Below are 23,901 nucleotides of genomic sequence, written 5' to 3'. Positions count from 1 at the left end.
AAAAGGGCGCTGCACATCAGATGCAGCGCCCCTTTTTTGTCTTGCAGAACGGCTCAGTCGCTCTTGGCACCGGGTGTTGGGCGCGCGCCCTTGCCACCGGAATTCAGCGGATCATCCTGACGCTGCACGGAGCCTTCGAAATGGGCACCGGATTCGATTGCGATGGTCTTGTGGATGATGTCACCCTCGACCCGCGCGGTCGACGTCAGACGCACCTTCAGACCACGCACGCGGCCAACGATGCGGCCATTGACGACAACGTCATCCGCAATGACTTCGCCCTTGATCGTGGCGCTTTCGCCGATGGTCAGCAGGTGGGCACGAATGTCGCCTTCGACGGTGCCTTCGACATTGATGTCGCCGGTTGTCTTCATGTTGCCAGTGATGTGCAAATCCGCCGACAGGATCGAGGCGGGGGGCTTGGCCTTGGGGGCGCTGGCCTTGAACTCGCTGGATTTCGGCGCTGCTGGCGCCGGGCTTGCGGGTGTGGCCGCAGGCTTGGTTGTGTCCGCACTGGGGCCGGGTTCGTTGATTTTGCTTTTAGAAAACATCGTTCGCTGCCTTGATATAGATCATCGGGTTCACGGCCTTGCCGCCAACGCGCACTTCGTAGTGCAGGTGCACGCCTGTAACCCGTCCAGAGGCTCCCATATCACCAATCCGATCCCCGCGCGAGACCCTTTGACCAACTTTAACGTTAAGTCGGGACAGGTGCGCATAGCGGGTTTCGATCCCGAATTCGTGCTGGATCTTGACCAGTCGCCCGTAGCCCGACAACCAGCCCGAATGCGTCACCACACCATCGGCTGTCGCATAAAGCGGGGTGCCAAGGGAGGCGGCGAAATCCACGCCATTGTGCATGCGCCGCCCGCCGGTTTTGGGATCGCGGCGGAACCCGAAGGAAGAGGTGAAGCGGAAGGACGATTTCACCGGCGTCGCAAAGGGCGCTTTTTGCGCGGCGATCCGGTAGAGGTTCAGCGTATCCATCTGGTTTAACAGGCGGTTGGCACGCAATGTGTCGGGGCTTGGCTCTTCTCCGCGGGTCGAAAAGCTCAGCGGGGTGAGGGGGCCGCCCTGACCGGAATACCCCTGACGGACCTGCTCGATGATACGCTCTGTGGGCATACCGGCGGCGCGGAACATCTTGTCGAGCGGGGCAACAGAAACGGTCATCGCCTCTTCCAGCTGGCGGAAGATCTGGTCGTTCTGTTCCTTCATCAGCGCGATTTCGGTGGCCATCGCATCGGCGGCAAGCAGCGCATCCTGTGCGTCCTCGACAACCTGATCCCGCTCAGCGGCGGTTCGGGCCAGCGCCTCGGCGACGAAATCCATCGGCGCATTTGCGCCGCCCGTGGATGTCGTGCTCGTCACCCCTTCGGTTTCGATCTGGGTTTCGAGGTTGGCCAGTTGCTCGCGCGCCTGTTCGCGGTCTTTCATGGTGCCGCGCAAGGTGGCCTGAATGACTTCGATACCGGTTTCCAACTCGCGTCGCCGCGTTTCGGATGCCAGCAATTCGGTCTGCATCACGGAAATCTGCGCAAGTGCCGCATTGAACCGTTCCTGTGCGGCCAGCGCCTCTTCGGCGCGGCTGTCACGTTGGCCGGACAAGTCGTTCAGGCGCGACTGATAGGTGCGCTGATCACGTTTCGCCTGTTCGCGGAAATTGCCTGCGCCAATGCTGTCCATCAGCAGGATGGCCGTTGCAACAATGGCCCATGCCACCACGAACGAACTGCCGGCGAATGCCAGCAATTGCGTGGATGGCCGCAGCCTTATGAAACGTGTGTCATTGTCAGATTTAAGGAAGACGCGTCGTTCCGGAAAATAGTGTTCCAGTAACCCGTGCACTTTGATGCCGATGCGTGTCCGCACTGCGTGTTCCTTGTCCCGTCCCAATCCCGACACTCACGTCCCCCAACCCGGTGTCTTAGGGCCTGTGCATAAAGTGGTGGGCTTGTTGCGGCAAGGGGCATCCTTTTACGTGGGCAAAACTCGTAGTGAATTGTGACATATCGGCGGAAATCCGCTCATAAAAATCCATACGGATCAGTCCGCTACGGCGAGGGGCCAATAAAAGTCAGGTGGCAAACCCGCCTCGGCGCGCTTTTCCTCGTTGAAGGGCGGCTTGAGCGGGCTGTGGAAATATCGCTGCACCAGCGCGTGAAATGCGTCCTTCGGATCCATCTCGTGACGTCCACACAGAAAGTGGAACCACTTCGATCCATAGGCGACATGGGCGACCTCTTCGCTGTAGATCGTCTCAAGCGCGGCGACGGCCTGATCTGCCTTGGCCTTGCGAAACACGTCGATCATCCCCGGTGTGACATCCAGGCCGCGCGCCTCAAGCACCATGGGTACAACTGCGAGACGCCCCATAAAATCGTCTGCCGTGTTTTCTGCGGCGCGCCACATGCCTGCGTGGGCTGGCAGGGCGCCATAATGGCTCCCCAACGCTTCAAGGCAATCGCACATCAGGTTGAAATGCTTGGACTCTTCGTCTGCTGCCTTGACCCAGTCGTCATAAAACCCGATCGGCATCTCCACATCCGCAAAGCGTGCAATGATGTCCCAGTGCATATCGACGGCATTGAGCTCGATATGAGCGACGGCATGCAGCAGCGCGATCCGCCCCTCGGGGCTGCCGGGTCGGCGACGCGGCACGTCACGTGGGCTCAGAAGTTCGGGCTGCGCGGGGCGCGCCGGGTGCATCGGCGGATCAGCGCGCCCAATGTCGGGCCGCGCGCCATCCTTGCGGGCAGCCTGCCATTCAGCGGCCAGGCTGCGTGACAGCGCCGTCTTTTCCCGCCCATCTGCACTGCGCAGCACAGCGTCGGCCATCTGCGCAAGAGGCTGCATCACAGCGCCTGAACAGCGGCCAGAACAGCCTCGGCATGGTTCGGCACTTTGACCTTGGGCCAGACCATCGCGATGTGCCCGTTGGCATCGATCAGATAGGTCGTGCGCTCGATCCCCATGTATTTCTTGCCGTACATATTCTTTTCCTTCCACACGCCATAGTCCTCGCACACTGTCCCGTTTTCGTCTGACAAAAGCGGCACGGTCAGCTCGCGCTTGGTGGCGAATTTGGCGTGGCTGGCGACGCTGTCCTTCGAGATGCCATAGACTTTTGCGCCTGCGGCTTCAAAGGCGTCCAGATGCTCTGAAAAGGCGATGGATTCCTTGGTGCAGCCCGGCGTGTCGTCGCGCGGATAAAAGTACAGAACCACCGGGCCGCCTTGCAGGGCAGACAGGGTCACATCGTCACCATTGGCGTCCGGCAACGTGAAATCGGGGGCGGGTGTCGCGATATCGAGCATGTATTTGGCCTTTTCGTCGGGCATGTGAAAGATGTGACTGGCATGATAGGTCAGGTCAGACAAGAATAAAGGCATGAGCAGCACCGACGCCCCGACACCCGCGCCGCCAAAGCGCCGCCAAAGCCTGTGGAAACGCCACAGGATCGGCAGTCTGCTGGTCACCCTGACGGTGACGGCGATGCTGGGTGTTGTGCTTTATGTGCTGATGGGGCGGCCTGTGTCAGCGCCTGACTGGGTGCGGGCGGAGATCGAGACGCGCGCGGCAGACGCGCTTGGCACAGCGACTTTACGTTTTGATGCGCTCGACCTTGTGGTCGAGGAGTCCACCCGCCCGCAGGTGCGCATGACAAATGTGCAACTGATCACGGACTCCGGGGCAGAAATCGCGGCCTTTGCCGAGATGCGCGCCGGTCTGTCCCTGCAGGATTTGCTGCGCGGCGAGTTGCGCCCGACCGAGATCGCGGTGAGCGGGATTTTTGCCAAGCTGCGCCGTCAGGCCGATGGGTCGGTGGTTTTGTCCGGCGGGCTTGACCTGTCTGCCCCTGAACGGCAGGCTGCCACGCTGCCGGAGTTGATCGAACAGATTGACGGGATTCTGACCCGGCCAGCGCTGGCGGCATTGCACACGGTCGATGTGCAGTCCCTGACCCTGCGGGTCGAGGACGTGCGTTCGGATAGGGCGTGGACCGTGGATGGCGGTCGGATGCGGCTCGCCCGTGATGAAGAGGCGGTGCGCATCACCTCCGATCTGGCGCTGCTCAGCGGCGGGCAGGGGGTCGCAACGCTTGCCGTCAGTTACGAAAGCCGCCTTGGCGACGTCGCCGCAACTTTCGGTGCTGCGATCCGAGATGTGGATGCTGGTGACATCGCAACACTCGCACCGCCCTTTGCGTGGCTCGACGTGCTGCGCGCGCCGATTTCGGGGGCGGTGCGCTCAGGCGTGACGGCGGACGGGCGGCTTGCGCCGCTCAATGCCACCCTGACGATTGCCGCAGGTGTGATCCAGCCCACCGATGCGACCCGGCCCGTGCCGTTCAATTCGGCGCGCAGCTATTTTACCTATGACCCCGGCGCGCGCGTCCTGACCTTTGACGAATTATCGGTCGACAGCGCGTGGATCACGGGCCGGATCGAGGGGCAGACCGTGCTGGGCCTCACCGAGGCGGGCCAACTCGACACCCTTGTGGGCCAGTTCCGCTCAAGCACGCTGACGGCCAATCCAGCCAACCTTTATGACGAAGCTGTCAGCTTTGATGCGGCCGAAATGGACTTTCGCCTCGGACTTGATCCGTTTCGTCTGGATGTGGGGCAGGGGCTGTTTCAGGATCAGGGCCAGACGCTTTTGGCGCGCGGCGTGCTTGAGGCCGGTCCGGACGGATGGAGTTATGGGGTGGACGGGCAGATGGACGGCCTGTCGCCCGAACGGCTGCTTGCGCTTTGGCCCGAGGGGCTGGTGCCCAAGACACGCACATGGCTTGACGCCAATCTGTTGGGTGGCACGCTCAGCGATCTGGATGTCGTGTTGCGCGGACGCCCCGGGGTGCCGCCGACGGCTTATCTCAGCTTTGACTACGACGATGCGCATGTGCGCTATGCCAACACCTTGCCGCCCGTGTCCGGCGCGCGCGGCACCGCCAGCCTGTTTGACAACCGGTTCGTGGTCACCATGGACGCAGGACAAGTCACAGCACCACAGGGCGGTATTGTCGAGGTTGGCGGATCATCCTTCATCATCCCGGATGTGAGCGCCAAGGAGGGCACGCCGGCGGTCGTGCGCGTCCAGAGCAGCGGGACGATCACGGGGGCGCTGGCCATGCTGGACCTGCCGCCGCTGAACGTACTGGAAAAGGCGAACCTGTTGCCAAATCTGGCAGACGGGCGCTTGCAGGTGACGGGCACACTGGCCCTGCCTCTGCGCAAAGGGTTGCAACCGGATGAGATGGTGTTCAACGCAACAGCAACCGCGCGGGATGTGCTGACCACCACATTGATCGAAGGGCGCAAACTGGCGGCCAGTGCGCTGGACATCGTGGCCACCAATGAAGGCGTCGAGGTGTCGGGGCCCGGCACATTGGACGGCGTGCCCTTTGATGCAACATGGGCGCAACCCATTGGCAAGGGGCCGCAGGCCAGCACCGTGACCGGAACGATCGAGCTGTCCGAGCGCACCATTGATGCCTTTCGCCTTGGTCTGCCTGCCGGGCTGGTCAGCGGGCAGGGCACGGGCACCATCACGGTCGGTCTGCCTGTCGGCGATACGCCACCGTCTTTTCAACTGACGTCCGATCTGCGCGGCATCCGTCTGTCGTCTCCGCCCTTGGGATGGAGCAAGGCGGCGCGCACACCAGCGACACTGTCCCTCGCGGGGCGGTTGGGACAAACGCCGCGCGTGGACCGGCTGGTGCTGGATGCGCCGGGGTTGCGGGCACAGGGGGCGATCACATTGCGCCCCGGCGGCGGGCTTGAGCGGGCGCGCTTTGACCGCGTGCAGGTGGGGCAATGGCTGGATGCGCCTGTTGATCTGGTCGGACGCGGTGCGGGTGCAGCCCCCGGCGTGGTCGTGCGTGGCGGCACGCTGGATTTGCGGCGCGCCGACTTTGGCGGTGCCGGTGCAGGCACGGGTGGCGCGCAGGGCGGTGGTCCGCTCAGCCTCGCGCTGGATCAGTTGCGTATCACCGACACCATCCGTCTGACGGGGCTGCGCGGTCAGTTCAACATGGCCCGCGGGCTGGACGGCGAATTTCAGGCGAGCATCAACAACGGCACCCCCATTCGCGGGCAGGTTCTGCCGCAAAACGGGCGCAGTGCCATCCGCGTGACGTCGGATGATGCGGGCGGGGTCGCGGCCTCGGCAGGAATCCTAAAGCAGGCGCGGGGTGGATCGTTGTCCTTGACGCTGCTCCCTGTTGGCGCGGCGAGCTTTGACGGGACCCTCAAGATCGCGGAAACGCGTATTCAGGATGCACCTGCCATCGCCGCCCTGCTGAATGCAGTCAGTGTCGTCGGGTTGCTGGATCAGATGCGCGGCAGCGGCATCCACTTTCAGGAGGTCGAGGCGGCGTTCCGGTTGACACCATCCACTATGGCACTCACCGAGGCCAGCGCGGTGGGCCCGTCCATGGGCCTGTCGATGTATGGCACCTATGATGTAACGCGATCCGTTCTGGACATGCAGGGCGTCATTTCCCCGCTGTTTCTGGTCAACGGCATCGGCAGTATCCTGACCCGCAAGGGCGAGGGGTTGATCGGGTTCAACTATGTGCTGCGCGGACCGGCCACCAACCCGCAGGTGCAGGTCAATCCGCTGTCCGCGCTCACGCCGGGCATGTTCCGCGAGATTTTTCGTGCGCCTGCACCCAAATTACCGGACGTCGGGGACGGTCCGGCCACTGCGGCCAGCCCCGAGGCATTTGCCCCGGAAGCTCCGGTTGAGACGAATGCGCAGCGTCGCCTGCGCGAGGCCCAAGAAGCGCGTGACAGCCGCTAGTCCTCGCGATAGAGCGCGCGCATGAAACTCAGCGACTTCGATTTTGACCTGCCCGACGACCTGATCGCGACGCGGCCTGCGGTTCCACGCTCTTCTGCGCGCCTGCTGGTGGCAGAGGGTGATACGATCCGTGATCAGCACGTCACGGACCTTGTGGACTGGTTGAACCCCGGTGATCTGCTGGTGCTGAACGACACGCGCGTGATCCCCGCGCGCCTGTTCGGCACCCGCGCGCGAACCTCGGCCCAGGGTGACACGACAGCCCGGATCGAGGTCACGCTGCTGGAGCCACGCAGCGATGGCACATGGTCGGCCCTCGTCAAGCCGTTGAAAAAGGTAAAGCTGGGCGAAGTTGTCGTCTTTTCCCCCGATCTGTCGGCCACCCTGGCGGGCACAGGCGACGGGCAGGGGCATCTGCGCTTCAACCTGACGGGCGATGATTTTGACGCCGCCCTGGCCAAGGCCGGTGCCATGCCGCTGCCCCCTTACATCGCGGCAAAACGACCGGCGGATGCGCAGGACAAGGTAGATTATCAAACCATATGGGCGCGCAACAGCGGGGCGGTGGCGGCCCCGACGGCCTCGCTGCATTTCGATGATGCGTTGCTGGCGGCGTTGCGGGCGCGTGGGGTCGAGATGACCTATGTCACCTTGCATGTGGGTGCGGGCACGTTTCTGCCCGTCAAGGTGGAGGACGTCACGACCCACAAGATGCACGCCGAATGGGGGCAGGTCAGCGCGCAGGCCGCGACCGACATCACTGCTGCGAAAGCGCGCGGCGCGCGGGTCATTCCGGTGGGCACCACCGCGCTGCGCCTGATCGAAACAATGGCGCGCGACGGCGGTATCGCGGCTTGGGAAGGGGAGACGGACATCTTCATTTACCCCGGCTTCACCTTCCGTGTGACAGATGGGCTGATGACGAATTTTCACCTGCCCAAGTCGACGCTCATGATGCTTGTCGCCGCTTTGATGGGGCAGGACCGGGTGCGGCGCATCTATGAACATGCGGTGACATCACGTTATCGCTTCTTCTCTTACGGTGACGCATCACTGCTTTTGCCCGCAGGCAAGGGCGACAAAACCGACACATCAGCGTCGTATTAAAGAGCGACGTGCCACATGCCCCGTGTCAGGGCACTGGACAAAGGCACCTCATCAGGAGATCGCGGCCATGTTGCAAGTCCTCAGAAGCGCGTGGGCGCTGTTGTTGGGTATGTGCCTGCTGATGGTGGGCAACGGGATGCAGGGCACATTGCTGGGCATCCGGGGAGAGATCGAAGGCTTCACCACGCTTGAGATGTCGATCGTTATGTCGGCCTATTTTGCGGGATTTCTGGGCGGCAGCCGCATGGCGCCGGGGATGATCAAACGGGTCGGGCATGTGCGGGTGTTTGCGGCCCTTGCCTCGATCATTTCTGCCGTGATCCTGCTTTACCCGACATTTGCCAACCCGTGGGTCTGGGCAATCGGGCGGGTCGTGATCGGGTTCGGGTTTTCAGCCGTCTACGTGACGGCGGAAAGCTGGCTGAACAATGCTGCTGACAATTCGAACCGGGGCAAGGCGCTGTCACTGTACATGATCGTGCAGACACTCGGCATCGTGGCCAGCCAGGCGCTGCTGCTGACGGCAGACCCATCGGGCTTTGTGCTGTTTGTGATTCCGTCCGTGCTGGTGTCGATTGCGATCACGCCGATCCTGCTGTCGATCAGCCCCACACCGGCCTTTGACACAACCAAACCGATGACGCTGCGCACGCTGGCAGGCAAATCGCCGCTTGGGTGTTTCGGGATGTTCATGCTGGGCGGCGTGTTTTCGGCGCAGTTCGGGATGTCGTCGGTCTATGGCGCGCAAGTGGGGTTGAGCGTGGCACAGATTTCGACCTTTGTGGCGACCTTCTTTGTGGGCTCTGTTGTCCTGCAATATCCCATCGGCTGGATTTCGGATCGGATGGACCGGCGCGTGCTGATCATTATCGTATCCGCCATCGGTGCCGTCGGATCGCTTGTGGGTTTCTTCTTTGGGCCAAACTTCACAATGCTGCTGATCACCGCATTCGTGGTGGGGGGCATGTCAAATCCGCTTTATTCGCTGCTGATCGCGCACACCAACGACTTCCTCGAACACGAGGATATGGCGGCGGCCTCGGGGGGCATGGTTTTCATCAACGGGCTGGGCGCAGTTTTCGGCCCACTGATCGTCGGGGCGTGGATGGAAAACGCGGGTCCTGCGGCGTTCTACATGTTCACCGCAGTGCTGTTTGTCATCCTTGCATCCTATGGCAGCTATCGCGCCGCGCGGCGGGGTGCGCGGTCGGTCGAGGATACAGGGGCGTATGTCGCCATGGGGCAGGGTTACGCGACGCCCTTGTCCATGGAAATTGCACAAGAATACGCCATTCAGGCAGATCTTGCCGCAGACGATGACGATAAAGCTGCATAATGTTGTATTTCGTGATTGGGCGCGCAAAAAGGAACTGTGTAACGATTTAACCACGGGGCATGGGAACAGGAGTGAAAACCATGGTAGGTCCGGACGATATATTGCGGTTTTGGTTGGACGAGTGCAGTCCCGCGCAATGGTTCCAGAATGACGAAAAATTCGACGAAATGATCCGCGTGCGCTTTGGCGATGCGTGGCAGGGCGTGACCGAAGGCCGGTATGCGCTTTGGCTGACCTATCCCAACGGGGCGCTGGCCTACACGATCCTCACCGATCAATTGTCGCGCAACATGTTCCGGGGACAGGACCAGGCGTTCGCGATGGACGGCGCAGCACTGGCCGCGGCCAAGTCCGCGATTGCCAAGGGCTGGGATTTGCGTGTCGATCCACCGGCGCGGGTCTTTTTCTATATGCCGCTCGAACACTCCGAAAATCTAAGCGATCAGGATCGGGCCGTGCGGCTGATCTGCGAGCGGATAGGCGATGCGACGTTCCTTCTTCATGCCCGTGCGCATCGCGAAGTGATCCGCCAGTTTGGCCGCTTTCCGCACCGCAACGCATGTCTGGGGCGCAAATCCACTGCGGCCGAGCAGGCGTTTCTCGACAATGGTGGGTATGGTTCGATCCTGCGCCAGTTCGAACAGGCCGCCGCAGCCTGATCATGACATCACAAGTGTCGGCGCCTTAGGGCGCTGATGCCGAAGTGTCGCGCAATGTCGCGTTGAGGTCGCGTGCGAATTGGTTTAACGGTAAACTAATTCGGACACGAGCTTGGCGAGGACAATGATATGGCAGCGAAATCCTTTGACGTTGTGGTGGTTGGATCGGGCCCCGGCGGCTATGTGGCGGCCATTCGTGCCGCTCAACTGGGCCTTAGCACCTGCGTTGTGGAACGCGAGCATCTGGGTGGCATCTGCCTTAACTGGGGCTGCATTCCGACCAAGGCGATGCTGCGGTCGTCCGAAGTGTTTCACCTCATGCACCGCGCCAAAGAATTCGGGCTGAAGGCCGACAATGTCGATTATGATCTGGACGCGGTGGTCAAACGCTCGCGTCAGGTCGCCGGGCAATTGTCTGGTGGCATCGGCCATTTGCTGAAAAAGAACAAGGTGACCGTGATCATGGGCGAGGGGACGATCCCCGCCAAAGGCAAAGTGTCGGTCAAGACCGACAAGGGCACCGAAGAAGTCACGGCCAAGGCGATCATCCTTGCCACCGGCGCGCGTGCGCGTGAATTGCCGGGGCTGGAAGCGGACGGCGATCTGGTCTGGACCTACAAGGCGGCCCTGACGCCCAAACGCATGCCAAAAAAGCTGCTGGTCATCGGATCGGGCGCCATCGGCATCGAATTTGCCAGTTTTTACAACACATTGGGCGCCGACACGACTGTCGTCGAAGTGATGGACCGCGTTCTGCCCGTCGAGGATGAAGAGATTTCTGCCTTCGCCAAGAAGAGCTTTGAAAAGCAGGGCATGAAGATCATGCAAAAGGCGATGGTCAAGCAGCTTGACCGCGCCAAGGGCAAGGTCACGGCCCATATCGAAGTAGGTGGCAAGGTCGAAAAGCACGACTTTGACACGGTGATTTCCGCCGTGGGCATCGTCGGGAATGTCGAAAACCTTGGCCTTGAAGCTTTGGGCGTGAAAATCGACCGCACCCATGTGGTGACGGACGAATATTGCCGCACCGGTGTCGAAGGTCTTTATGCCATCGGCGACATCGCGGGCGCGCCGTGGCTGGCACACAAGGCCAGCCACGAGGGCACGATGGTGGCCGAATTGATCGCGGGCAAGAATAACGTGCACCCGATCAAACCGAACTCGATCGCGGGCTGCACCTATTGCCACCCGCAGGTCGCGTCCGTTGGCCTGTCCGAAGCCAAGGCGAAAGAGGCGGGCTACACCGTCAAGGTCGGCAAATTCCCGTTCATCGGCAATGGCAAGGCAATTGCACTCGGCGAGCCCGAGGGAATGATCAAGACTGTGTTCGACGCCAAAACTGGCGAATTGCTGGGTGCCCACATGATCGGGGCCGAAGTCACCGAACTGATCCAGGGCTATGTGGTGGGCCAAGCGCTCGAAACCACCGAAGAAGACCTGATGCACACCGTCTTCCCGCATCCGACATTGTCGGAAATGATGCACGAATCCGTGCTCGACGCCTATGACCGCGTGATCCACATGTAGGCTTCGCGCCAAACGTGTGTGGCGGGACGCGTAGCGGGCTGCTATCCACGTGCAAATGTTGAAAGAGGTGAGTTGATGAAGTCTTTGATCGTTTCCGCTGTGCTGGGCCTGGGTGCCGCACAAATGGCGTCTGCCGCGACAATCGTGAACGGCAGTTTTGAGGACCCGGATGTGACCGGTGCCTTCGCTACTTTTGTTTCGGGCTCCACCGCCATCACAGGCTGGACCGTCGGTTCCGGGTCAGTGGACGTTGTCGACACGTTGTGGATTGCGCAAGAGGGCAGCCAGGCGGTTGACCTCGACGGGTCTGCCGTCGGGTCGATTTTCCAGACGATCACCGACCTGATCGTGGGCACGTCCTATACGATCAGCTTTTACATGTCGGGCAATCCTGACGGCCCGCCACCTGTCAAATCCATGGACGTGAGTGTCGGCGCCAACACCGCCGGGTACACCTTTGATATGTCCGGCGGGAATGCCGAGACCGGCGTTTGGGAACTGAACACGTTCACTTTCACAGCTGCCGCGACCTCTGAGGTTCTGACATTTGCCTCGACAACCGGCGGGTCCGCCTATGGAGCCGCTGTTGACGACGTGTCCATCGCACCGTCCATCGCGCCTGTACCACTTCCGGCCGGCGGGCTGATGCTGGTCGGCGGCCTTGTTGGGCTGGCGGCACTGCGTCGCAGGCGCCAACAGGGCTGAGCCGACCATCTGATCCGAACTCTTCGCTTGAAGCTCCGGCACGCTTTGCGTAGCCGGAGGTCATGTCCGAGCGCACCAATTTCATCCTTGTTTTCATCCTGTGGGGTGCGGGCCTTGGGGCCGCCGGGCAATATGCAAAGATCAGTGTGATCTTTGACCGTCTGGGCGCGGTCTATCCGGATGCGGGCACTGCCCTTGGGTTCATCGTGTCGCTTGTCGGCTTTGTCGGCATCCTTCTGGGTGTCGTGGCCGGTCTGGTGGTGGCGCGCATCCGCTATCGGCGCGCGATGCTGTGGGCGCTTTGGGTCGGGGCGGCCATGTCGCTGTTTCAGGCCACCCTGCCTGCGCTGCCGCTGATGCTCGCCAGCCGCATGATCGAGGGCCTGTCGCACTTGGCAATCGTGGTGGCGGCGCCAACGCTGATCGCCCAGATCAGTGCGGCGCGCCACACCGGGCTGACACTGACCTTGTGGAGCACGTTTTTTGGCGTGGCCTTCACCCTGCTTGTCGCCCTGGGCCTGCCGTTGGTGGACGCCTATGGCGTGTCGGCCCTGTTCGTGGCGCATGGGGTCTGGATGGCGGTGTTCGCCGTCGTGCTGACAGCAACCCTGCGCCCCATCGAAGAAAAGGTCGAGGGCTCCTTGTCGCTGCGCGGTATTCTTGCCGATCACGTGACCATCTACCGCTCGCCCCGCATTGCCGCGCCGGGGGCAGGGTGGTTGTTCTACACCTTCTGTTTTCTGGCGATCTTGACGGTGCTGCCGCCCTATATCGCGCCCGAATGGCGGGCATGGGTGCTGGGCGCGATGCCGTTGGTGTCCATCGCTGTGTCCATGACCCTGGGGGTGGCCGCGCTGCGGATCATCACGGCGGTGCAATTGATCCAGGTGGGCTTTGCCTCCTGCGTGGCCGCACTCTTGTGGCTGCTGCTGGTGCCGGGCGACCCTGCCGCGTGCCTTGCCCTGGCCGGGGCCCTGGGGCTGGTGCAGGGGGCGAGTTTCGCTGCCATTCCGCAGTTGAATGCAACTGCCAGCACGCAGGCGCAGGCCTATGGCGCGCTGGCGCAGACGGGCAATCTGGGCAACACCATCGGGACACCGGCCTTGCTGATGATTCTGGGCGTTGCGGGATATGCGGGCATGATCTGGACGGCGATGATCGTGTTGTCGGGCGGCTTTTTGATGCACGCGTGGATGGCCGCGCGGCGACGCCACTGACAGCAAACGGCAGCAACATACATGTTCACGACATGTTCTCATTTTTTCATTGGCGCATCCGCACCACTGGCCTATGTACAAAGTGTTAACCGGGGGGCTGATCATGGCCGAGCAAAAGAACATCGAGGTGCGCGGCGCGCGCGAGCATAACCTCAAATCCATCGACGTCGATATTCCTCGCGACCAACTGGTTGTGATTACTGGGCTTTCGGGTTCGGGCAAGTCGTCGCTGGCCTTTGATACGATCTATGCCGAGGGGCAGCGGCGCTATGTAGAATCGCTGTCGGCCTATGCGCGCCAGTTCCTCGACATGATGCAGAAACCGGATGTGGATCACATCACCGGTCTGTCGCCCGCGATTTCGATTGAGCAAAAGACAACGTCCAAGAACCCCCGTTCGACTGTTGGCACAGTCACCGAAATCTATGACTATATGCGCCTGCTGTTCGCGCGCGTCGGCACGCCCTATTCCCCCGAGACCGGCAAACCCATTGAAGCCCAGCAGGTGCAGGACATGGTGGACCGCGTGATGGGCATGGAAGAGGGCACACGCGCCTATCTGCTCGCCCCCATCATCCGTGATCGTAAAGGTGAATACCGCAAGGAATTCATTGAGTTGCGCAAGCAGGGCTTTCAGCGGGTCAAGGTCGATGGCACGTTCTATGAACTCGATGAACCGCCCACGCTCGACAAGAAATTCCGCCATGACATCGACGTCGTCGTCGACCGCATCGTGGTGCGGGAGGGGCTTGAAACGCGTCTGGCGGACTCGTTGCGCACCGCGCTTGATCTGGCCGATGGCATCGCGATCTTGGAAACAGCGCCCGCTGAAGGCGACCCCGAACGCATGACGTTCTCGGAGAAATTTGCCTGCCCGGTCAGCGGTTTCACCATCCCCGAGATTGAGCCGCGCCTGTTTTCCTTCAACGCACCGTTCGGCGCCTGCCCGTCCTGTGACGGTCTGGGGGCCGAGCTGTTCTTTGACGAACGCCTTGTGGTGCCGGATCAGAACCTCAAAATCTATGACGGTGCGCTGGCCCCGTGGCGCAAGGGCAAGTCGCCATACTTTCTGCAAACCATCGAAGCGCTGGCCAAGCATTACGAGTTCGACCAGCAGACCAAGTGGAAGGATCTGCCCGCCTTTGTGCAGCAGGTGTTCCTTTATGGTTCAGGCGACGAGGAAATTCCGTTCCGCTATGATGAAGGCGGCCGTGTCTATCAGGTGACGCGCGTGTTCGAAGGGGTGATCCCCAACATGGAACGCCGCTATCGCGAGACGGATTCGAACTGGATTCGCGAGGAGTTTGAGCGTTACCAGAACAACCGGCCTTGCGGGGCCTGTGGCGGCTATCGCCTGCGCCCAGAGGCGTTGGCGGTCAAGATTGGCCCAGGCGATGATGCGGACAAGTTGCTGCACGCCGGGCAAGTCGTGCAGATGTCGATCCGCGAGGCTTATGAGTGGTGTTCCGCGGTGCCGGATTATCTGACGGTGCAGAGAAACGAGATTGCGCGGGCGATCCTTAAGGAAATCCGCGAACGGCTTGGGTTCCTGAATAACGTGGGATTGGAATACCTTACGCTGTCACGTTCAAGTGGCACGCTTTCTGGCGGAGAAAGCCAGCGCATCCGTCTCGCCAGCCAGATCGGCTCGGGCCTGACGGGTGTGCTCTACGTGCTGGATGAGCCGTCGATTGGCCTGCATCAACGCGATAATGACCGCCTTCTTGGTACCCTCAAGAACCTGCGCGATCAGGGCAACACCGTGATTGTGGTCGAACATGATGAGGAAGCGATCCGCGAGGCGGATTACGTCTTTGACATCGGCCCCGGCGCGGGTGTGCATGGCGGCGAAGTTGTGGCCCACGGCACCCCGGCTGAGGTCACCGCCAGCGGCTCAATCACAGGCGACTACCTGTCCGGCAAGCGCGAAATCCCGGTGCCCGCGACGCGGCGCAAGGGCAAGAAGGGCAACAAGAAGGTGACGGTGGTCAAGGCCACGGGCAACAACTTGCAAAATGTCACTGTCGATTTTCCGTTGGGCAAGTTTGTCTGCGTCACGGGCGTTTCAGGTGGGGGCAAGTCCACGTTGACCATCGAAACGCTGTTTAAGACGGCCTCGATGCGCCTCAACGGCGCACGCCAGACACCTGCGCCCTGCGAGACGATCAAGGGGCTTGAGCATCTGGACAAGGTCATCGATATCGACCAGCGCCCGATCGGGCGCACGCCACGCTCGAACCCGGCGACATATACGGGCGCCTTCACCCCGATCCGCGACTGGTTTGCCGGGCTGCCCGAGTCCAAGGCGCGCGGCTACAAGCCGGGGCGTTTTTCGTTCAACGTCAAGGGTGGACGCTGCGAGGCATGTCAGGGCGACGGTGTCATCAAGATCGAGATGCACTTTTTGCCGGACGTCTACGTCGAATGCGAGACCTGCAAGGGCGCGCGCTACAACCGTGAAACGCTTGAAATCAAGTTCAAGGGCAAGTCCATCGCGGACGTGCTGAACATGACCGTCGAAGACGCGCAGGGGTTTTTCCAGGCGGTGCCGAGCATCCGTGAAAAGATGGATGCGCTGATGCGGGTTGGCCTTGGCTATATCAAGGTCGGTCAACAGGCCACGACCCTGTCGGGAGGCGAGGCGCAGCGGGTCAAACTGTCAAAGGAACTCAGCAAACGCTCGACCGGGCGGACGCTGTATATTCTGGATGAACCGACAACAGGTCTGCATTTCGAGGACGTGCGCAAGCTGCTTGAAGTGCTGCATGAGTTGGTGGATCAGGGCAATTCCGTGATCGTGATCGAACACAATCTGGATGTGGTGAAGACCGCCGACTGGATCATCGATATCGGGCCCGAAGGTGGCGATGGCGGCGGAAGGGTCGTCGCGACAGGTACGCCCGAAGCCGTGGCCGAGGTCGAGGACAGCCATACCGGTCACTACCTCAAGCCGATGCTGGCGCCCCGCAAAGTTGCCGCTGAGTAGTCAGGCGGTGGCCTGATCCCCATCCTTGGCAAACCAGGCGACCGCGTCCTTCAGGCTGCTGGGCCGCCCGAGGAAATAGCCTTGGGCCAGTGGCACGCCAAGGCCGGTAAGGGTATCAAGCTCTTCTCCGGTCTCGATGCCCTCGGCTACGATGCAGGCCCCGATTTCGCGGGCAAAACTGACCAGCGCGGCACCCAGGGATCGGCGCACGACACTGGTGTCGATCTGCGCGGTCAGCGAGATGTCGAGTTTGATGATGTCGGGATGCAGGCGGACGATGTGCTGCAATCCGGCATAGCCCGCACCCGCGTCATCAATCGCGAGACGGACACCGCGAAACCGCAGCTTGTCTAGTTCGGCGAGCAACACGTCGTAATCCGCGACCATGGAATGTTCCGTGACTTCCAACACGATCCGTTCCGCAGGCCATGGCATGAACACGTCTGCAAGCGCGCCCGACGCTACGGTGTCGGGTGAAGAATTGACCGAAATGTAGATGTCGTCCGGCAGATGGTTGAGCGCCTCAAGCGCTTGGGCAATCAGGCAGACCTCCATCTCTTTCTGCAGGCCAGCCTGCCGCGCCTCGTCAATCCAGACATCGGGGGTTCGGTAGGGGTCAGAGCGGAAACGGCAGAGCGACTCAAACCCTTTTGGGCGGCGCGAACGGGCATCCATGATGGGCTGGTAGACGATATCGAACGCCTTGCTTTCGATCATCTCAACCGTTCGGGTGCGCAACATCATCGACGCGCTGTGCGTGGACAGCCGGCTGTTGACCTGCTCGGCCGAAATCGTGGCAAAGGCCCGCATCACCTCAAGATCGCGCAGGTTCAGATCGGCGCGGGTGCTGCGGCTGAGGCAGCAGAACATGCCATAAGTCGTCCCGTCAGACCGCCTGATCGGAATGCTGACATGGCTTTTGATCGGGACGGCATGGGTGATGTCGATGGTCTGACACAAGGGCTCAATACTGGTGTCGGGAATGAGTTCGGGCAGCCGACCCTCAAGAATGTGGCGGCAATAGACGGCATCCAGAGGCATCTTGTTACCCACTGCAACCACTTCTTCGAATCCGGGGGCGTCTACGGCGCGAAACACCAAGTTGTCATCCACGAATTCGGACAGGTACGCGACCTCCATCCCGAGGTGTTCGCGCACAAATCGCAAGGACGCGTCGATGGTGTCATCCGCGATCAGGTCCAGCTTTTGGGCTGCGGCCAGCAAACGCGCGTCGTCCATGGACTGTGGTGGTGGCATCTGCGCCGCTCCGAATCATTGTGATGATGCGCAGGATCAGCCAGAGGCGTTAAAGAAGTGCTGTCAACTGCGATGTCGGGCGACAAAGCGGGGCAGCATCGCGCTGAAATCCTTGCCGCGCCCGTCCTCGTCTTCGACAAAGGTTTTGTACAATTCAAGTGCCCGCGCGCCCATCGGTGTATCGGCGTTCACGCCTTCGGCGGCTTGCTGGCTAAGTCCCAGATCCTTCAGCATCAATTCGGCGGCAAAGCCCGGTGTGTAGTCGTTGTCGGCAGGGCTGTTTGGCCCCACACCAGGGGCCGGGCAGTAGGTGTTCATCGACCAACTGAACCCCGAGGATGTGCTGACAACATCGAACATCTTCTGCCGCTCCAGCCCCAGTTTGTCGGCCAGTGCAAAAGCCTCGCATGTGGCGATCATTGTGGCACCTAGGATCATGTTGTTGCAGATCTTGGCCGCTTGTCCGGCACCGGCCTCGCCGCAATGGACGGACTTTTGGCCCATGATGTCGAACAGGGGCTTGGCGCTGGCAAAAGCGTCTGCCGTGCCGCCTGCCATGAAGGTCAGCGTTCCACCCGCCGCCCCGCCGATGCCACCCGAAACAGGGGCGTCCACGAACAGGATGCCCGCCGCATCGGCCTGAGCCGCCACGGCGCGCGCGCTGTCGACGTCGACGGTCGAACAGTCGATCAGGGTGGATCCGGTGCGCATCGCCTCGATGATCTCTGCCGCGACGTTTCGCAGGATGTCACCGTTGGGCAGCATGGTGATCACGACGTCCGCGCCGTTGGCGGCGTCTGTTGCGCCAGAGACTGCAGTCACGCCCTTGGCCGTGGTGCCCGCAACGTCGAAACCCGTCACGTCGTGACCGGCCGCGGCGAGGTTGGCCGCCATGGGTGCGCCCATGTTGCCAAGGCCGATAAATCCGATCTTCATGCCCGTTCCTCCGAGTTTGAGTGCGTTTTTCCCGAGCGGCATCAGCATCTTGCTGACTGCGGTCGCCGGCACGTTCCCGTCCGCATACTGCCATTTGGGCGTGCGATCCTTGTCGATGATGGCCGCACGTATCCCTTCGAGGAAATCGCCATGCTCCATCGCGCGGGCGGTAAAACAGTATTCCAGATCCAGCGCCTTTTCCAGGGTAAGGGAGGGGCCGCGCAACCTGTGCAAAGCCTCAATCGTGCAGGCCATAGACAAGGGGCTGTTGCGGCCCATCGCCTGGAGCGTATCGTGGGCAAAGTCGCTGTCATCGGCGCGCAGGGTGGTCAGAACATCACCCAAGGACGCGCCATGAAAATGGCGGTCGATGTCTGGCATCGCAGCCTCGATCGGGCCGGGGGCAGGGGGCTTTGATGCCCTCTCGACGCACGCCGGATCGCAGGTCGCCTCAAGCTGCGCGATCAGGGCGGGCCACTGGCCTTCGGGGATGTAAAGGTCTGCAAACCCTGCGAAAATCGCATCCCCCGCATTCATCCGCGCCGCCGTCGTGCCCAGATATTCGCCCATGCGGCCCGGGGCGAGCGCGAGCATAAGCGACCCGCCCACATCCGGGACCAACCCGATGCCGCATTCGGGCATCGCGATCTGCGATGTATCGCCCACGATCCGGAGGGACCCGTGACAGCCAATGCCGACACCGCCGCCCATGGTAAAGCCTTGCAGGAAGCTGACGACGGGCTTTGGAAAGTGGAAAATCTTGTGATTCAGCCGGTATTCATCGGCCCAGAATTTCTGGCCATAGGCGAAATCGCCCGCTGTGCCGGTGGCGTAGAGTTCGGCAATGTCGCCGCCGGAACAAAAGGCGCGATCCCCCTCGGCGTCCAGCACCACCAGATCGACCGCATCGTCGTCGTGCCATGCATCAAAGGCGCGCTCGATGGCTGTGCACATTTCGTAGGTCATCGCGTTGAGCGCTTGCGGGCGCTGTAAAGTGATCCGGCCCGCGCGCCCGGTGATGCGGATGGAGATGTCGGTCATGACAGGGCCGCCGTGCAAATGATTTCCATGCCGTATCCTTGACCGCCCAATGGCGCTTGGCAACAGGCGCGGGCGGGGGCCGTGCCGGGTGCGATCCATGCATCCCAGACGGCGTTCACCACGTCGTAATCCGCGATGTCAGCCAGCCAGATCGTAACGCTTAACAGGCGGGTCTTGTCTGATCCCGCACGCTCCAACAGGTCCTCGATCCGGACCAAAGCCTCGCGGGTCTGATCCGCGATGGGTTTAAAGGCACTGCCACATTGCCCCGCCAAATAGACGGTGCTGCCGTGGACGACGGCCTGGCTCATGCGTGCACCGGTGTCGAACCGGGTGATATCGCTCATCTGTTCTTCAACATGTCACGCGCCACGATCACGCGCATGATCTCGTTGGTGCCTTCGAGGATCTGATGCACCCGCAGATCGCGCACCAGCTTTTCGATGCCGTAATCGGCGAGGTAGCCGTAGCCGCCGTGCAGTTGCAGACACTGATCGACGACCTTGCTGCCCGTCTCCGTGACAAACTTCTTGGCCATGGCGCAGAACTTGGTCGCATCGGGCTGCTGCGTGTCCAGCTTCCATGCGGCCTGGCGCAAAAAAGTGCGCGCCGCCTGCAATTCGATTTCCATATCCGCGAGCCGCCATTGCAGGCCCTGGAACTGGTCGATGGGTTGGCCGAACGCCTTGCGCTCACCCATATAGGCCAGCGTGCTGTTGATTGCTGTTTGCGCGGCCCCCAGCGAACAGGCGGCGATGTTCAGACGTCCCCCATCCAGCCCCATCATCGCATATTTGAAACCCTGACCCTCTTCTCCGATCAGACTCCCGCTTGAAATGTTGCAATTGTCGAACTGGACCTGTGCCGTGGGTTGGCTGCGCCAGCCCATTTTGTCCTCCAATCCGCCAAAAGACAGCCCTTCGGTCCCGTCTTCGACGTAGACAGTCGACACGCCCTTGGGTCCATCTTCGCCCGTGCGCACCATGCAGACATAGGCATCGGAATATCCCCCGCCCGAGATGAACGCCTTGGTGCCGTTCAGCACATAGCCTTCGTTGGTGCGCTCGGCCCGGGTGCGCAGGGCGGCGGCATCCGATCCGCTGCCGGGTTCGGTCAGACAATAGCTCAGCACCGTGTTCATGCTGAGGACACCGGGCATGACGCGCGCCTTGAGATCGTCGTCGGCAAACGTGTCGATCATCTTGGCGCACATGTTGTGGATCGACAGGAAGGCGGCGACAGAGGGGCAGGCCATGCTGAGGGCCTCGAACACCAGCGTGGCGTCAAGGCGGCTGAGACCCGCGCCACCTGCGTCTTCGGAGACATAGAGTGATGCGAAACCAAGTGCGCCGACCTCGGGCCACAGGTCCTTCGGGATAGTCCCCTCGGCCTCCCATGTGCGGGCATGAGGGGCGATCTGGTCCTGCCCGAACGCATAGGCCATGTCGAAGATCGAGACCTGTTCCTCTGTCAGTGCGAAATCCATGCTTCCTCCGGGTTTTGGCTGGAATATGGCACGTTCATGTTGGAATGGAACACCCCAATCACTTGGGCGGGGCGACAAGCAGGGCGCGGGCGCCGTGTTGCGGTGACATGGCCCTGACACCGATCCGGCATCCGGATGGGGATACGGTGCATCGATGAAAAAGCACTCCGGTGCGTCAGAACGATTCTGCGGCCAGGTGAGTCCTGCAAGCGCTGAATTGTGGCGCTTGTGTGCATAGCTTTTCGCGCCTGAGTTCCGGCATTCCATCGCTGGTAGAAATCGTCTGTGACAATTGTTGCCCGATCGCCAGACTGGTGCGTAAACCTGCACAATCATGGTAAAAATGTGGCATTTCCAAGTCACGCCACCTTTCGGTCCGCATCCGTCCTGATGTATAGAACGGCTAGGCGATTATTTGCCGATCAGAGCGGGGTGAGACTGATCTGGCGGCAGTAACAAAAACCAGAATACGCCTTTGGAGGGCGAAGTATGAAACGTTTAACGAGTGTTTGCGCATTTGCGCTATGTGTTGCCGGGTCCGTGCAGGCGGCCACGACGACTGAAACCATTGGTCTGTTCGGCTCGGGCGGCACTGCGCTGTCCTACAGCAACTTTGGCGACAGCTTTGGTTTGGTTGTGACGGCGTGGGAACACAATCAGGGCGTTCTTGGAAACGCACGGAATGTGGGCCGCTGGTCCACCGGTCTGGGTGCGCGCCTGATCGGCAGCACCAGCGAAAACCACCAGGTTGACGGTGGCGGGCCGGACGAGATCATCATTTTTGATTTTGGCCAGACTGTGACCCTGGAATCCGTTACTTTCAGCTACGTCAGCGCTGCGGATGACTTCGAACTGGGGGCCTATGCGTCGACCCTGTCGACTTCGCCCACAACGTATTTTTCCGATCTGGCCATCCTGCCGTTGTCGACCACCGATGGCACCTATGACAACGAGGGTGGCGATCTGGGCCAATCCGCACTGACGACGCCTCAGAAACTGACGGCCTCCGTGTTCGGCATCGGTGCGGATCACAGAGGGGACTCGTTCAAGATCAACAGCATCACGGTGTCCTTTGACAATGGCGAAGACACATCGCCCGTTCCATTGCCCGCCACAGGTCTGTTGCTGATCGGGGCGCTTGGCGGTCTGACAGCGATGCGCCGCCGCAAGACAACATCTGGGTAACGATTTCGAATACAGGTACGAAAAGGGGGAGCGGTCCAACCGCTCCCCCTTTTTTGTTGATGATGGTCCGCTGCGTTACTCCATGACAGGGATCGAAAACTCGCCACCCTCTTTGATGCCGCTGGGCCAGCGTGCCGTGACCGTCTTGGTGCGGGTGTAGAATTTGAACGCATCCGGCCCGTGCTGATTCAGATCGCCAAAGACGGATTTTTTCCAACCGCCGAAGGTGTGGTAGGCCAGCGGCACCGGGATCGGCACGTTGATGCCCACCATGCCGACGTTGATCCGGTTGGCAAAGTCGCGCGCGGCATCGCCATCGCGGGTAAAGATCGCGGTCCCATTGCCGTATTCATGGTCCATCGCGAGGCCAATCGCCTCTTCGTAGCTTTGGGCACGAACAGTCGACAGAACGGGCCCAAAGATTTCCTGGCGGTAGATGTCCATGTCCTTGGTCACGTGATCAAAAAGGTGCGGGCCGACGAAAAAGCCGTCCTCATATCCCTGAAGGTTAAAGTTGCGCCCATCCACAACCAGCTTGGCGCCCTGATCGATGCCGGTCTGCACCAGCCGTTCGATATTGGCCTTGGCCGCGGCCGTGACCACCGGGCCGTAATCGACGTCCTTGCCCGCGGTGTAGGGCCCGACTTTGAGCTTTTCGATGCGCGGCACCAGTTTTTCGATCAAGCGGTCGGCAGTTTCATCTCCCACGGGCACCGCGACCGAGATCGCCATGCAGCGTTCGCCTGCAGCACCGTATCCGGCACCGATCAGCGCGTCTGCCGCCTGATCCATGTCCGCATCGGGCATGACGATCATGTGGTTCTTGGCGCCGCCAAAGCACTGCACGCGTTTGCCGTTCGCACAGCCGGTGCCATAGATATATTCCGCGATCGGGGTCGATCCGACAAAGCCGATGGACTGAATGACAGGGTGGTGCAGGATCGCATCCACCGCTTCCTTGTCACCGTTCACGACCTGCAGCACGCCTTTGGGCAGGCCGGCCTCTTCCATCAGTTCCGCCAGCATCAACGGCACGGATGGATCACGTTCGGACGGTTTGAGGATGAAGGCGTTGCCGCATGCGATGGCCGGGGCAAACATCCACATCGGGATCATGGCGGGGAAGTTGAACGGGGTGATCCCGGCGGTCACACCCAGCGCCTGGCGCATGGAATACATGTCGATCCCGGGACCTGCACTGTCGGTGTATTCGCCCTTCAGCAGGTGGGGTGCGCCGATGCAATATTCGACCACCTCAAGACCTCGCTGCACGTCGCCTGCCGCATCCGGCAGCGTCTTGCCGTGTTCGCGGCTGAGCGCTTCGGCCAGTTTGTCCATATCGCGGTTCAGAAGGTCCACGAACTTCATCATCACGCGCGCGCGGCGTTGCGGGTTCACGGCGGCCCATGCAGGCTGCGCCCGTGCGGCGACATCGACGGCGTGGGCCACTTCGGCCTCCGAGGCAAGCGGCACGCGGCCCTGCACTTCGCCCGTGGCCGGGTTCATCACATCCGCAAAGCGGCCCGAAGTGCCAGCGACATGGGCGCCGTCGATATAGTGCGTGAGGTCTTGCATGGGGTCTCCTGTGACGCGCGGTGTGCGCGGATCGGTTTGGTATGGGCCGCGGCCCCATCGGTGCGCGCGACACGCATCAT

Annotated in this window: 18 protein-coding genes and 1 pseudogene; 9 read left to right on the top strand and 10 right to left on the bottom strand. The window is 61.4% G+C overall.

Annotated features, from left to right (window positions below):
- Positions 1 to 53: 53 nt before the first annotated feature.
- The 4 genes from ACERZ8_RS16980 to bcp form a co-directional block, all read right to left on the bottom strand.
- Entirely contained in the window at positions 54 to 551 is a 498-nt protein-coding gene (locus ACERZ8_RS16980; protein WP_407593330.1) for a bactofilin family protein, read from the bottom strand.
- Positions 541 to 1,872 carry a DUF5930 domain-containing protein gene (locus ACERZ8_RS16975; RefSeq protein WP_407593329.1) on the bottom strand — a complete coding sequence of 444 codons (1,332 nt, stop codon included), beginning with the start codon at positions 1,870 to 1,872 and terminating at the stop codon, positions 541 to 543. The genes ACERZ8_RS16980 and ACERZ8_RS16975 overlap by 11 nt, the downstream gene beginning before the upstream one ends.
- 174 nt (positions 1,873 to 2,046) lie before the next feature.
- The gene (locus tag ACERZ8_RS16970; RefSeq protein WP_407593328.1) at positions 2,047 to 2,856 is read right to left on the bottom strand and encodes a ferritin-like domain-containing protein; all 810 of its coding nucleotides are present in this window, start codon (positions 2,854 to 2,856) and stop codon (positions 2,047 to 2,049) included.
- Positions 2,856 to 3,317 (bottom strand): thioredoxin-dependent thiol peroxidase, encoded by a 462-nt coding sequence (gene bcp, locus ACERZ8_RS16965; protein WP_407594304.1) that lies wholly within the window; start codon positions 3,315 to 3,317, stop codon positions 2,856 to 2,858. The genes ACERZ8_RS16970 and bcp overlap by 1 nt, the downstream gene beginning before the upstream one ends.
- A 73-nt stretch (positions 3,318 to 3,390) precedes the next feature.
- On the opposite strand from bcp, the gene ACERZ8_RS16960 reads away from it, so the two are divergent.
- From ACERZ8_RS16960 to uvrA, 8 genes are all read left to right on the top strand, one after another.
- Complete coding sequence (locus tag ACERZ8_RS16960; RefSeq protein WP_407593326.1) at positions 3,391 to 6,804, top strand: YhdP family protein; 3,414 nt, start codon at positions 3,391 to 3,393, stop codon at positions 6,802 to 6,804.
- 21 nt (positions 6,805 to 6,825) lie between these two features.
- Positions 6,826 to 7,911 carry a tRNA preQ1(34) S-adenosylmethionine ribosyltransferase-isomerase QueA gene (gene queA, locus ACERZ8_RS16955; protein WP_407593325.1) on the top strand — a complete coding sequence of 362 codons (1,086 nt, stop codon included), beginning with the start codon at positions 6,826 to 6,828 and terminating at the stop codon, positions 7,909 to 7,911.
- A gap of 67 nt (positions 7,912 to 7,978) precedes the next feature.
- Positions 7,979 to 9,247: an MFS transporter gene (locus ACERZ8_RS16950; RefSeq protein ID WP_407593324.1), complete on the top strand. Its 1,269-nt coding sequence runs from the start codon at positions 7,979 to 7,981 to the stop codon at positions 9,245 to 9,247.
- An 80-nt stretch (positions 9,248 to 9,327) separates the two neighbouring features.
- A complete protein-coding gene (locus tag ACERZ8_RS16945) occupies positions 9,328 to 9,906 on the top strand; it encodes a DUF924 family protein (RefSeq protein ID WP_407593323.1) in 579 nt (192 codons plus the stop codon).
- Positions 9,907 to 10,035: 129 nt separating this feature from the next.
- On the top strand, positions 10,036 to 11,433 hold the full coding sequence (gene lpdA, locus ACERZ8_RS16940; RefSeq protein ID WP_407593322.1) for a dihydrolipoyl dehydrogenase: 1,398 nt from the start codon (positions 10,036 to 10,038) through the stop codon (positions 11,431 to 11,433).
- Positions 11,434 to 11,508: 75 nt separating this feature from the next.
- A complete protein-coding gene (locus ACERZ8_RS16935) occupies positions 11,509 to 12,138 on the top strand; it encodes a choice-of-anchor C family protein (RefSeq protein ID WP_407593321.1) in 630 nt (209 codons plus the stop codon).
- A 62-nt stretch (positions 12,139 to 12,200) separates the two neighbouring features.
- Positions 12,201 to 13,355 carry an MFS transporter gene (locus ACERZ8_RS16930; protein ID WP_407593320.1) on the top strand — a complete coding sequence of 385 codons (1,155 nt, stop codon included), beginning with the start codon at positions 12,201 to 12,203 and terminating at the stop codon, positions 13,353 to 13,355.
- Positions 13,356 to 13,458: 103 nt separating this feature from the next.
- A complete protein-coding gene (gene uvrA / locus ACERZ8_RS16925) occupies positions 13,459 to 16,341 on the top strand; it encodes an excinuclease ABC subunit UvrA (protein WP_407594303.1) in 2,883 nt (960 codons plus the stop codon).
- Here uvrA and ACERZ8_RS16920 read toward each other — a convergent pair whose 3' ends face one another.
- The 5 genes and pseudogenes from ACERZ8_RS16920 to ACERZ8_RS16900 all read right to left on the bottom strand — a co-directional run bounded on the left by ACERZ8_RS16920 (position 16,342) and on the right by ACERZ8_RS16900 (position 21,061).
- Positions 16,342 to 17,598: a sensor domain-containing phosphodiesterase gene (locus ACERZ8_RS16920; protein ID WP_407593318.1), complete on the bottom strand. Its 1,257-nt coding sequence runs from the start codon at positions 17,596 to 17,598 to the stop codon at positions 16,342 to 16,344. It lies immediately after the preceding gene.
- Between the two features lie 63 nt (positions 17,599 to 17,661).
- Positions 17,662 to 18,534: a 3-hydroxyisobutyrate dehydrogenase gene (mmsB, locus tag ACERZ8_RS16915; protein ID WP_407594302.1), complete on the bottom strand. Its 873-nt coding sequence runs from the start codon at positions 18,532 to 18,534 to the stop codon at positions 17,662 to 17,664.
- Between the two features lie 75 nt (positions 18,535 to 18,609).
- A pseudogene (locus tag ACERZ8_RS16910) lies at positions 18,610 to 19,575 on the bottom strand (enoyl-CoA hydratase/isomerase family protein); the annotation flags it as partial.
- The gene (locus ACERZ8_RS16905) at positions 19,572 to 19,922 is read right to left on the bottom strand and encodes a RidA family protein (protein WP_407593317.1); all 351 of its coding nucleotides are present in this window, start codon (positions 19,920 to 19,922) and stop codon (positions 19,572 to 19,574) included. The gene ACERZ8_RS16905 and the pseudogene ACERZ8_RS16910, both read right to left, overlap by 4 nt.
- On the bottom strand, positions 19,919 to 21,061 hold the full coding sequence (locus tag ACERZ8_RS16900) for an acyl-CoA dehydrogenase family protein (protein WP_407593316.1): 1,143 nt from the start codon (positions 21,059 to 21,061) through the stop codon (positions 19,919 to 19,921). Before ACERZ8_RS16900 ends, ACERZ8_RS16905 begins: the two co-directional genes overlap by 4 nt.
- A 489-nt stretch (positions 21,062 to 21,550) precedes the next feature.
- On the opposite strand from ACERZ8_RS16900, the gene ACERZ8_RS16895 reads away from it, so the two are divergent.
- Positions 21,551 to 22,246, top strand: a complete 696-nt coding sequence (locus ACERZ8_RS16895; protein WP_407593315.1) for a VPLPA-CTERM sorting domain-containing protein — start codon at positions 21,551 to 21,553, stop codon at positions 22,244 to 22,246.
- Between the two features lie 75 nt (positions 22,247 to 22,321).
- Here the strand turns inward: ACERZ8_RS16895 and ACERZ8_RS16890 are convergent, their stop codons facing one another.
- Positions 22,322 to 23,821 (bottom strand): CoA-acylating methylmalonate-semialdehyde dehydrogenase, encoded by a 1,500-nt coding sequence (locus ACERZ8_RS16890; RefSeq protein ID WP_407593314.1) that lies wholly within the window; start codon positions 23,819 to 23,821, stop codon positions 22,322 to 22,324.
- Positions 23,822 to 23,901: the final 80 nt, after the last annotated feature.

Origin of the sequence: Tateyamaria armeniaca (assembly GCF_045797845.1) — a bacterium.
GTDB lineage: Bacteria > Pseudomonadota > Alphaproteobacteria > Rhodobacterales > Rhodobacteraceae > Tateyamaria > Tateyamaria armeniaca.
Note: the sequence above shows the minus strand (reverse complement) of the source record. Positions and strands in the feature narration are given on the sequence as shown.